This window comes from Enterobacter sp. BNK-34 (assembly GCF_048684445.1).
Lineage (GTDB): Bacteria > Pseudomonadota > Gammaproteobacteria > Enterobacterales > Enterobacteriaceae > Enterobacter > Enterobacter pseudoroggenkampii.
In genome coordinates this window covers 2,743,356-2,754,965 of the sequence record NZ_JBLQUA010000001.1, presented here as the reverse complement: position 1 = coordinate 2,754,965, position 11,610 = coordinate 2,743,356, and the positions used below count along the sequence as shown (strand labels likewise).

The 11,610-nt window shown below is 56.6% G+C and carries 9 protein-coding genes; 3 read left to right on the top strand and 6 right to left on the bottom strand.

The window, feature by feature from the left end; genetic code table 11:
* Positions 1-38 precede the first annotated feature (38 nt).
* From ltaE to ACMGG5_RS13425, 3 genes are all read left to right on the top strand, one after another.
* Positions 39-1,040, top strand: coding sequence for a low-specificity L-threonine aldolase (gene ltaE / locus ACMGG5_RS13435; protein WP_048990963.1), 1,002 nt, complete (start codon positions 39-41; stop codon positions 1,038-1,040).
* Positions 1,041-1,050: 10 nt separating this feature from the next.
* Positions 1,051-2,487, top strand: a complete 1,437-nt coding sequence (locus tag ACMGG5_RS13430) for a DUF2867 domain-containing protein (RefSeq protein ID WP_420277979.1) — start codon at positions 1,051-1,053, stop codon at positions 2,485-2,487.
* A gap of 92 nt (positions 2,488-2,579) precedes the next feature.
* Positions 2,580-3,593 carry an NAD-dependent epimerase/dehydratase family protein gene (locus tag ACMGG5_RS13425; protein WP_024907825.1) on the top strand — a complete coding sequence of 338 codons (1,014 nt, stop codon included), beginning with the start codon at positions 2,580-2,582 and terminating at the stop codon, positions 3,591-3,593.
* 118 nt (positions 3,594-3,711) lie between these two features.
* On the opposite strand, the gene ACMGG5_RS13420 is transcribed toward ACMGG5_RS13425, so the two are convergent.
* The 6 genes from ACMGG5_RS13420 to gspL form a co-directional block, all read right to left on the bottom strand.
* The gene (locus tag ACMGG5_RS13420) at positions 3,712-5,544 is read right to left on the bottom strand and encodes a glycoside hydrolase family 19 protein (RefSeq protein WP_420277978.1); all 1,833 of its coding nucleotides are present in this window, start codon (positions 5,542-5,544) and stop codon (positions 3,712-3,714) included.
* 133 nt (positions 5,545-5,677) lie between these two features.
* Positions 5,678-6,118 carry a type III secretion system invasion protein IagB gene (gene iagB / locus ACMGG5_RS13415; RefSeq protein ID WP_024907827.1) on the bottom strand — a complete coding sequence of 147 codons (441 nt, stop codon included), beginning with the start codon at positions 6,116-6,118 and terminating at the stop codon, positions 5,678-5,680.
* Positions 6,119-6,224: 106 nt separating this feature from the next.
* On the bottom strand, positions 6,225-8,936 hold the full coding sequence (locus ACMGG5_RS13410; RefSeq protein WP_420277977.1) for a glycosyl hydrolase family 18 protein: 2,712 nt from the start codon (positions 8,934-8,936) through the stop codon (positions 6,225-6,227).
* A gap of 256 nt (positions 8,937-9,192) precedes the next feature.
* Positions 9,193-9,990 carry a prepilin peptidase gene (locus tag ACMGG5_RS13405; protein WP_420277976.1) on the bottom strand — a complete coding sequence of 266 codons (798 nt, stop codon included), beginning with the start codon at positions 9,988-9,990 and terminating at the stop codon, positions 9,193-9,195.
* Positions 9,987-10,472 carry a type II secretion system protein GspM gene (gspM, locus tag ACMGG5_RS13400; RefSeq protein WP_420277975.1) on the bottom strand — a complete coding sequence of 162 codons (486 nt, stop codon included), beginning with the start codon at positions 10,470-10,472 and terminating at the stop codon, positions 9,987-9,989. The genes ACMGG5_RS13405 and gspM overlap by 4 nt, the downstream gene beginning before the upstream one ends.
* Positions 10,469-11,602, bottom strand: a complete 1,134-nt coding sequence (gspL, locus tag ACMGG5_RS13395) for a type II secretion system protein GspL (RefSeq protein WP_370883949.1) — start codon at positions 11,600-11,602, stop codon at positions 10,469-10,471. Before gspL ends, gspM begins: the two co-directional genes overlap by 4 nt.
* Between the last annotated feature and the right edge of the window lie 8 nt (positions 11,603-11,610).

The following is an 11,610-nucleotide window of genomic DNA, read 5'->3' as shown; positions in this document are numbered from 1 at the left end:
AACATCTGGCATCGCCTTTTTAATAATAAGGACATGCCATGATCGATTTACGCAGTGATACCGTTACCCGCCCGAGCCGCGCCATGCTCGAAGAGATGATGGCCGCCCCGGTCGGGGACGACGTCTACGGTGACGATCCGACGGTAAACGAACTGCAGCGCTATGCCGCAGAGCTCAGCGGAAAAGAGGCCGCCCTGTTCCTGCCAACCGGTACGCAGGCTAACCTCGTGGCGCTGCTCAGCCACTGCGAGCGTGGTGAAGAGTACATCGTGGGCCAGGGCGCGCATAACTACCTCTACGAAGCCGGCGGTGCCGCGGTGCTCGGCAGCATTCAGCCGCAGCCGATTGACGCCGCGCCGGACGGCACCCTGCCGCTCGATAAGGTCGCGGCGAAAATCAAAGCCGACGATATTCACTTCGCCCGCACCCGGCTGCTCAGCCTAGAAAACACCCACAACGGCAAAGTGCTGCCGCGCGAATACCTGAAAGCCGCATGGGAGTTTACCCGCGAGCGCAGGCTCGGCCTGCACGTGGACGGCGCGCGCATCTTCAACGCCGTGGTGGCGTACGGCTGCGAGCTGAAAGAGATTACGCAATACTGCGACTCGTTCACCATCTGCCTCTCTAAAGGGCTGGGCACGCCAGTGGGTTCCCTGCTGGTGGGCAATGCGGACTACATCAAGCGCGCGAACCGCTGGCGCAAAATGACCGGCGGCGGCATGCGTCAGGCGGGTATTCTGGCGGCAGCGGGGCTGTATGCCCTGAAAAACAACGTGGCGCGCCTGAAGGACGATCACGACAACGCCGCGTGGATGGCGGCTCAGCTGCGCGAGATTGGCGCCGACGTGATGCGCCACGACACCAACATGCTGTTCGTCCGCGTGGGCGAGGATCGCGCCGCTGCGCTGGGTGAATTTATGAAAGCCCGTGGCGTGCTGATCAACGCCTCACCCGTCGTGCGTCTGGTCATGCATCTTGACGTCAGCCGCGAGCAGCTGGCGGACGTAGTGAAACACTGGCAGGCGTTTTTACAGCGATAAGGAGCATCACGTGCCGCAACGCATTCTGGTGCTCGGCGCCAGCGGATATATCGGTCAGCATCTCACCGCGGCGTTAAGCCAGCAGGGACACCGGGTGCTGGCAGCGGCACGCAACACGGAGCGCCTGCAAAAGCTCAGTTTACCTGGCGTCACCTGCCACAACGTAGATCTCAACTGGCCGAAGGAGCTTCCCTCGCTGCTGGAAGGGGTCGACACGCTTTACTATCTGGTGCACAGCATGGGCGAAGGCGGGGATTTTATCGCCCACGAGCGTCAGGTGGCGATGAACGTCCGCGATGCGCTGCTGCAAACGCCGGTGAAACAGGTGATTTTTTTAAGCTCGCTCCAGGCGCCCGAACATGAGCAGTCCGATCACCTGCGCGCCCGCCAGCTGACGGCTGACACCCTGCGCGGCGCTGCTATTCCCGTTACCGAACTACGCGCCGGAATTATCGTCGGCGCAGGCTCCGCCGCCTTCGAAGTGATGCGTGATATGGTGTATAACCTGCCGGTGCTCACGCCGCCGCGCTGGGTCCGTTCGCGCACCACGCCGATTGCGCTGGAGAACCTGCTGCATTATCTGGTGGCATTGCTGGATCACCCAACCGACCAGCACCGCGTGCTGGAGGCCGCCGGGCCTGAAGTCCTGAGCTATCAGGAGCAGTTAGAACATTTCATGCGCGTCAGCGGCCGCCGCCGCTGGCTGATCCCCATCCCCTTTCCAACCCGCTGGATCTCGGTGTGGTTTTTGAATGTGATCACCTCCGTGCCGCCGACGACCGCCAAAGCGCTGATCCAGGGGCTTAAGCACGATCTGCTGGCGGACGATCGCGCGCTGCGGGCACTCATACCCCAGGACCTGATCCGCTTTGACGATGCCGTGCGTAATACGCTGAAAGAGGAAGAGCAGCTGGTGAACTCCAGCGACTGGGGTTACGACGCCCAGGCGTTTGCCCGCTGGCGCCCGGAGTATGGCTATTACCCGAAACAGGCGGGCTGCACGGTGAAAACCCGCGCCAGTCTGGCCGCGCTGTGGGAGGTCGTGAACCAGATTGGCGGCAAAGACGGTTATTTCTTCGGCAATATCCTCTGGCAAACGCGCGGGGCAATGGATCTGCTGGTGGGGCACAGGCTGGCAAAAGGCCGCCCGGCACGCCCGTATCTTGAGGTGGGCGATGCGGTCGACAGCTGGAAGGTGATCATCGTCGAGCCGGAAAAACAGCTGGCGCTGCTGTTCGGTATGAAGGCCCCGGGGCTGGGCCGGCTCTGCTTTACCCTGAAAGACAAAGGCGATCACCGTGAGCTGGACGTCCGCGCCTGGTGGCATCCGCACGGAATGCCGGGGCTGTTCTACTGGCTGTTGATGATCCCTGCCCACCTGTTTATCTTCCGCGGAATGGCGAAACGCATTGCGCAACGGGCAGAACAAAAGACGGAAAAGATATAAATAAAACTCTCTTTCTTTCACCTTTCCCATTGCATAGCGCCGTAATTCACGAAAGAATGCGCACGAAATTCTTTTCAACACAGTGGATAGCTATGAAGGTACTGGTTACCGGGGCGACCAGCGGCTTAGGCCGAAATGCGGTCGAATTTCTGCGCAATAAAGGCATCAGCGTCAGGGCTACCGGTCGCAACGAAGCGATGGGTAAACTGCTGCAAAAAATGGGCGCAGAGTTCGTCCATGCTGACCTGACGGAGCTGGTCTCCTCTCAGGCAAAGGTGATGCTCGCCGGTATCGACACGCTATGGCACTGTTCCAGTTTTACCTCCCCGTGGGGGACCCAGGAAGCCTTCGATCTCGCCAACGTGCGCGCCACCCGTCGTCTGGGTGAATGGGCCGTTGCCTGGGGCGTGCGTAACTTTATTCATATCTCGTCACCGTCACTCTATTTCGACTATCACCACCATCGCGACGTGCAGGAAGATTTCCGCCCTGCTCGCTTTGCCTGTGAATTTGCCCGCAGCAAGGCGGCCAGCGAAGAGGTGATTGACCTGCTGGCGCAGTCAAACCCGCATACCCGCTTTACGGTCCTGCGTCCGCAGAGCCTGTTCGGGCCGCACGACAAGGTGTTTATTCCGCGTCTGGCGCAGATGATGCACCACTACGGCAGCGTGCTGCTGCCGCGCGGCGGCGATGCGCTGGTGGATATGACCTATTACGAAAACGCCGTTCACGCTATGTGGCTGGCAAGCCAGCCGGACTGCGATAAGCTGATCTCCGGTCGCGCCTACAACATCACTAACGGCGAACCGTGCACGCTGCGCAGCATTGTGCAGCGGCTGATCGACGAGTTGCAGATCGACTGCCGTATCCGTTCCGTGCCCTACCCGATGCTGGATATGATTGCCCGCAGCATGGAGCGTTTTGGCAGTAAATCGGCCAAAGAGCCTGCGCTGACGCATTACGGCGTCTCTAAACTCAACTTTGACTTCACGCTAGATATTTCGCGGGCGGAGAATGAGCTGGGGTATAAACCGGTTGTGACGCTGGATGAAGGGATTATGCGCACCGCGGCGTGGCTGCGGGATCACGGGAAGCTTCATCGCTAGCCTTTTTGCCCGGTGGCGACTTCCGCACCGTACTGTCCCCTCGCCCCTTTGGGGAGAGGGTTAGGGTGAGGGGAAAGAGCAAACACTAAAACGGCAACCTTTCGGTTGCCGTTTGCTTTTACAGTGCCGTCCAGGCATCAGCCCATGCCAGACCTGCGCCTGGCTCGTAGTATGCCGGGGCGTTGTTACACCAGCCGCTGTACGGGAACGGTTTGCACTGGAACAGTTTACCGTGGTTGTTCACGATATCACCTGCCTTGTACTTGCTGTTCGCGCTCCACGCGACGTAAGAGCCGGAAGTGCCTTCGTCCTGAGACGGTGCCGCTTTCGCCTTCACGTTCAGAAGGTAAGAGGTGGTGCTGCTCAGTTCGCCATCGCTAACGGTCAGACTCACTTCAATCTGCTGTGCAGTGGCGGATTCTGGCGCCCTGAAGGTCACAACCGCTTTGTCCTGACCGGTCACGGTCTGACCATCCTGTGAACGCCAGGTGTAGGTCAGCTTGTTACCGTCGGCGTCTGTGGAGCCTTCCGCGCTCAGAGAGACCTGCGCACCGGCTTCAACGGCGCCGACTGGACCCGCAATATGCGCGACCGGGGCGTGGTTCACCGCCACCGGCTCAGCCGGGGTTTCATCCGGCGTCGGCGCTGGCGCTGGAGCCGGCGTTTCATCTTCTGCTGGCGTCGGCGCTGGCGTCACCGGGGTTTCGTCCGGGGTGGTGGCAGAGCCATCGTCGTTCACGATGTTGACGTTAAAGAACTTCTGCACGCACTTGCTGTAGTCACCCTCTTTAAAGGCGCTGAACGGCGTCTGGTAGCCCACCAACTGGCAGGAGTAGGTCTGGCCGGTTGGGGTATCCGCGCTCCATCCCCAGTCCTGTTCCCAGTAAATCTTCAGGGCACCAGCACCGCCTTCATCGAACTGCTTCATGTTAGCGCAGCCCAGCACTTCGTTCGCCGGAACGGGCACTTTCAGGTAGTTCGCGAACTCTTTGTAGTACTTGATACGGTTTTGCGACTGGGCAATTTCAGTCGGGCCGCCGCACTCTACGCCACCGTTGATGATCTGGGTGGTCACGCCGAAGCCAGGGACCAGACCGTTGGCTTTATCGTGAGCGTTCGGCTGCCAGGTGCCGTCGATAACCTGCAGCATGCTTGGTTTTGGCGGCTGCGGGTAGGCAAAGAAGAAGATCGCGCTCGCCAGGTTCAGCCAGGTGTCGGCCACCAGCTCAGGTTTTTCGAGCAGGGTACGCACGTCGCCGTACATCGCCTCAGAGAACGGACCGTAGTTGTAGTTGTAGGACAGCTGCTTCGCACCGCGACCGAAGTAGCTCAGGAAGTCGCCGTCTTTATCTTTCCCGCACGGCCAGGTCTGCCCCTGCCAGACGTCAGGGTTACATTCGCCGTTATAGCCGCCCTTCTGGCCTTCGCTCCAGCCCATTTCACGCACGTGAACCAGCGCCTGACGCCATTCGGCCTCCGGACGCCAGCTCTCGTGGCCGCCGGTTTCCTGGGCAAAGTGGGCAAACATGGTAGCCAGCTCTTTACGACAGATGGCGTCGCTGTCGCGACCGTCGTTATAGGTCTTACACAGCGCCGGGAATTTACCTACCGCCTTCAGGAAGTTGCTGTAGGTGTACGCCTGCGCGCGCAGTGGGAAGAGATATTCCCAGTCGCTGGCCTTGACGATCCCTTCTACGCGCTTCACGTTTGCAGGGTTCGCCGCGCGGCCTGGCTCAATCATTTCTACCTGAGCATTGTCCAGCGTCTGAATAGTCTCTTTTACGGAGGCCATCAGCGGGAAGCTGGTCAGTTCTTTTTCCTTCTTCGCCAGATCGCTGGCTTTCATGGTGTACGGCTCACTGGGGGTTGCTTGCAGCGAGGCAGCCTGCACCATAAACGGGGCGACGCATGCGCCGGCAACGAGTACACTCAGTAACGTCCTTTTGTTCATTTCTGTATTCCTGTTAATAGAAGTTAAATTATAAAATCCCGGCTTATGTATTAATCCGTTAATAAATAAACCACAGACAGCTGTTTTCACTTTTCGAAGAACACCCTCGGGAATTCTTCAAAAATAAAAAACCTTAATAACGTGCCGCTAATTTCAATTGCTGATATTTCGCCCAGACTTTATGGGCATATTTCATGCGTTGCGGATAATTCTCTTTTTTTAACCCGGCGTTATACGCGCCTACCGCCTCCCAGTTATAGCCATAGACCTTAATCATCCCGGACAGGATGGAAGCGCCGACCATGATGGAGGTACAGGGCTCGGTCATCAGCCGGTATTCATCGATCCCCCTGCTCTCAAGCTGCGCAAAATGGGAGCTGTTAATTTGCATTAGCCCGACATCACGCGTGCCGTCATGGTTTTGACCAACCGCGTAAGGGTTCATGCCGGATTCAACGTTGGCGATGGCATATAATAAGTACGGATCGACATGATAATAATGCGCCGCTTTATCCCAACAGTTTGCCAGCGCGCTTTGGCTTATTATCAATAACAACAACATTACCTTTTTCATGTTTACCTGCTGTAAGCGTCAGTGATTTCTCCTTAGCAACATCCTGTAAAATGAATTTTGAATCACTCACCACCCCAAAAGGGTGGTGAGTGATTACTGGGCTATATTATTTGCAGTCTGTTGATGGGCCTTCTTTCACCCATACATCGCTCTTAGCCGGGTTATCACCGCGGGTCCACCATTTGGCACGGTAAACATTGCCCTGGTAGGTTGTGGTTTCGCCGCCGTTGTAGACCAGGTCAGATCGCCAGTTCATCTTCACATTGCTGACCAGCTCCCAGGCATCAACACCGAAGCCGGGCTGGTTGCCCTGGGTCCAGTACTTCGCTTTCCACACCAGATGGTCGAAGCTTACGGTATCGCCATTGTTGTAGATTTTGCTGGCATCCCACGCGGCATATTTGCTGGCGTTAGCATCGACAGGCGCGTCGCAGCTACCGGCTGCAGAGCCTTCATCAGATGGCGGAATCACCTCATCAGCCGGAGGGGTAACCTCGTCAGCAGGTGGGGTCACGTCATCAGCCGGCGGCGTAACCTCAGCCGGTTTCGGATTCACGGTAACCTGCACGTTAGACTGCACGCTGGTTTTACCATCACCGACAACGACGCTCAGCGTGTAAGTAGACGTTGAAGTCACCTCTGGCGCAGTGATGGTCACGTTCGCGCTATCGGTTCCGGTTGCGTGCATATCCGCCGGAATGCTCCAGGCGTAGGTCAGCGCGTCGCCGTCAGGATCCGCCGCCTGGGCATGCAGAGCATAGGTTTCACCCGCCTGCAGCGTTACCGCTTCCATCTGATTGACTACCGGCGCCTGGTTCGCTTTTGGCGCTTTGTTCACGACCTGCACATCAATTGCGTTGCTCAGGCCTTTCGCATCCGTTACCGTCAGGCGGAACGCCAGGGTCTGGTCGCTGGTCACGGCCGCAACGTTGAAGGTCGCTTTGGCTTTGGTGCTGTTGGTGAGGGTCACCGATGGACCAGAAATCTGGGTCCACTTGTAGGTGATAGCATCGCCATCCGGGTCGGTAGAGGCAGAGCCATCCAGCGTAACGGTTGCCGGGCCTGAGACGTTCTGATCGGAAGATGACGCGATTGGCGCATGGTTAGTCACCACCGGATCAACCGGGGTAGTGCTGCCCAGCAGGCTTTCGTTCATCGCGTTCAGGATATCGCCGTTGTCAGCATCAATAGACCAGGAGAACAGACCACCCAGTTTGTTGGCCAGGACGTATTTGCCTTTCGCGGCCGCGGAGTGGGCATCTTCATAGGAGATCAGATCGCCCGTTGATTTGTTGAAGACGTAAGGCGCTTCTGCAGTCGCGTCGTAGCCATACTCCCAACCCGGCTTGCCTTTGTACTCATTTACGATCTGGCGATAGTCGACAACACCCGGTTCCCAGGTGCCTTTCACCATGCCGGTTGCAGTACCGGTGAATGGATTATCGCCGGTGTAGCCGTGCACGCCGGTCCAGCCACGGCCATACATACCTGTACCCACGACGATCTTACCTGGCTGTACACCCTGCTGAAGCAGCGCATTCACGCCGTTTTCGGTGGTGTAGTTGGTATCTGGTCGCCATGACGGTGCACGCAGTGCGGCCTGGTGGCCCAGGTCGGTGTTGCTCCAGCCGCCGTAGAAGTCATAGCTCATCAGGAAGATATGATCGAGATACTGCTGAGCGGTGGTGTAATCCACATCCTCAACTTTATCTTTACCGGCGCCAATGGCGCTGGTCAGCTCGTAGGAACGGCCCGTTTCGCTTGACAGTTCATTGAGCATCGCACGGAGATCGTGCATCAGCGCAGTGTAGGTCGCTTTATCCTGCTGCGGATTACCGAGGTTTTCATTCACACCGCCGCCGCCTGGGAATTCCCAGTCGATATCCACACCGTCAAAGAACTTCCAGGTTTGCAGGAAATCTTTTACAGACGATACAAAGCGAGCGCGGATCGCAGGATCGCCCATGTGGAAGAACGGATCGGACAAGGTCCAGCCACCGATGGATGGCAGGACTTTCAGGCCGGGATGCGCTTTTTTCAGCGCCATCAGCTGGCCGAAGTTCCCTTTGTAGGGGTCATCCCATCCAGACACGCCAGCCTGCGGTTTTTGCAGGGCAGCCCATGGGTCGTGGATAGCCACGGTATAGTCCGGGCGGCCTGCACAATCACGCTGCAATACGGCGAAGCTGTTACCACCTTCAACGGTTTTCAGACCATCGTTGATGCCATCGCCACCGCAGATTGGAATAAAGCCGTACAGGATGTGGTTCAGGTTAGCGGCAGGGATTTTATCAACCGGGAAGTTACGGCCGTATACGCCCCACTCAGGGAAATAGGCCCCGACGACCTTATCGGTATGCTCAGAGAAGGTTTTATTGTTCTCTTTCATGGTTGTATTCAGCGGCAGCAGATGGCTGCCGTCGGTGTCCGCCACAATAATCAGCTTGCTGGCACTTTTGGTACAGCCGCTGGCGTTACACAACTCAACCTGTTCCTGGTAACGGCCACCTTTTTTCACTTTAAACGTCGCGGAGCCGGAAGCGCTACCGGCCCCGGTCCAGACAGGGGTGCCATCAAGCAGAACTTTTGCAGACGTTGGCGCAGCGCCACTCCAGACATTCCACTCAACTTTCACATCCACGCCATCTTTATGCACTTTGACAAGGCTGTTGTAGTCCTGAGCCGCCTGGTCTACCTCTACCAGCGCAAATTTATCATTGCCGCTGCTGATAGTCGGTGTACCCGGTGCTGCTGCAAATGCGGAGCCGGATGCCGCCGCAATGAAGAGCGCCAGATATTTAGGCTTCATAAATTTCATTTTTATTTCCTGATAAATTTATTCGTGACGTTAATAATCCATGTCTTCCTTGAGAGCATGGAATCTATTTGCATAATGCGTATTTAACTGACCTTACAACCGTGACAAGAAAATATTTTTCTGCGTTGTATTCCCCCATAAAAAGATACAAGCCAAAATTCCGTATAGCTTATATCCCTTACGATACACTGGGCGCAAAGAGACGTCCTGCTCTTACACCGTCGAAAAAATTGACAAAAAAACTTGACCGAAATATTTAAAATATGAAAGCAAACTGCTGCCCAATAAACACCACTATTCCAGCAAATGAGAGATAGGGTCCGAAAGCAATAATGAGGTTATTTTTATTTAAGATATTCAGGATGAAATAACCGACGATACCGCTTAAGGCGGCGACTAATACCAGCGTGGGTAACGCCTGCCAGCCGCACCAGGCTCCCAAAGCCGCCAGCAGCTTAAAATCGCCATAACCCAGCCCTTCCCGCCCGGTACCAAGCCGAAATGCCCAGTAGAGCAGCCAAAGAGAGAGATAACCTGCCACGGCGCCAAATAGCGCATCGCGTAGCGGCATCGTATGGTCAAACGTATGGAGCAACAGGCCAGCCCACAGCACAGGCTGCGTCAGGCAATCCGGCAGCAGCTGATGCCGCCAGTCGATCAAGGCCAGAGGCAACAAGAACGCCGCCAGTACCCACAGGGAGAACAAGGCCTGTACGTTTGGCATACACCAGGCGGTGACGCCAAAAAACAGCGCGGAAAAAAGTTCGATTAAAAATATCCTCAATGGGATACCCACGCCGCAGCGGCTACAACGTCCACGCAGGAGAAGACAGCTGACCAGCGGAATATTCTCCCAGGCGGCCAGGGTGTGCTGACACGCCGGGCAGTGCGACGCCGGAAAAAGCAAATTGCCGCCCCCCTCTTCCTCCATCACCATGCCCGGTACGCGCTCGGCGACGACGCCCAGAAAGCTCCCCACAATGCCGCCCAGAATCGCACTCATCAGCGGGAACCCCACCGGGTAGACCTCCCGCATCAGCGCGAAGGTGTTCATGAGGCTTTGCTCCAGGTGAGCTGGACTTCCGCTTTTACATCACTGAGGCGATCGACCGGCGTGAGGTTCATTTTTTGCAGCCTGACGCCGGAGGTCTGGTTAATTTCCCGCAGCCAGTTCTTTAATTCGTAGACGTTAACGCGATTTACGACGAACGATAAGGTTTGTCCATCCTGACGCACATCCGTCAGAGGAAGATTAATTTCCTGTGCGCTACTCTCCACCACCGTACGCGGATTATCTGTTTTGACAATCTGGACCTGGAGATGGTTTTTATCTATTTCACTGCGCATCCAGTTCAGCGTCTCTTTTTGTCTGTTCAGCGTGGCTTTACTGTTCAGAATCATATTATCCAGCGGGATCATGCCTGCGTAATAAACGGCCCCCCCCGCCAGGGCTACGGCACATATTTTTATAATGACTTTTTCCCTGGCGCTGTAATTCTGATAACGAGACTTAAGCTGCGCGATTCGCTCTTTCATTTATATTTCCCTGCAATCATGGCGGTATAAGGTGCAGCGGTAGAAACAGGCTGCAGGGTAAAATCAAAATTTTCCCCCGCCTGATTCACAAACGTCTGCAACGCGGTTTGGTTTTGCGCACTGACGCTCAGCGTCAGCGTGTTCTGTTGGGCGTCGTATTCCAGCAGATCGATTTCCATCGCCGGCACGGCCTGCCTGGCCTTCTCCAGCGCTTCAAGCTGCAAAAATACCCCTTTGGTCTGCTTTTTCATGTTTTGATCAAAGTGGTATTTGATGTTGGTCTTCTGGCGCATACTCGGAAAATGGTGCTGAAAAACCTGAGCGATCTCCTGCTGATTAGCATTCTCCTGCTGCACCAGCATCCAGGCCATGGCGACGCGCGGGCCGAGCAACAGGCCGAGAGACAGCAGACCCGCTGCGGCCATTGCCGCTTTGATGCCTTTCGGGGCTTTACCCGAGCCCGCTTTCGCGCTGAATTCACCGTGCATAATATTCACGCGGCAGGTTTGCCACTGCGGCTGGATCAGTACCAGCGGATGCTGCCAGGGCTGCAGGAGGTCAACGTCAACCCCTTCAGGCTGCGCGCCGTAGCAGCACACCTCGCCCTCGCCCGCTTTTTGCATCAGCAGCGGCAGCAGGCTGGCCTCCATCTCCCCGGCGGTGTGGGGGGATAAACGCAGCCAGTAGCTTTCATCCTGCTTAACCAGCGTGCTTCCTCCCTCTGCCACCGGCAGCAGCCAGGCATCCGGCAACGCCTGGATCACCTTCATTCCGGCGGCCTGAAAACGGGTTAACCATCCGCGCAGCTGGTCGGCATCAATCGCCACCACATCGACCTCGGCGCCCTTTTTGTTGAGCACCGTCCAGTGAAGATTATCCACGTCACCAATCAGCGTCTCTTCCGCCATCCACGAAAATGCAGCCGCCTGCGAGGCAACTTTTTTCGGCAGCGTAAAGTGGCGGAAGATCATGTTGCTGGCAGGCAGCAGCAGGCAAACGCGTGCCGCCAGGGGATGGTTTATCAGCGAGTCAAGGCTATCCAGCGTCTCAACCTGCTCGCTGCCGGAGACACACCACATTATTTTCCCGCCCTCGCGGCTGTCGGGACGAACAAAAAGGACCTGTTTCATAGCGTTCT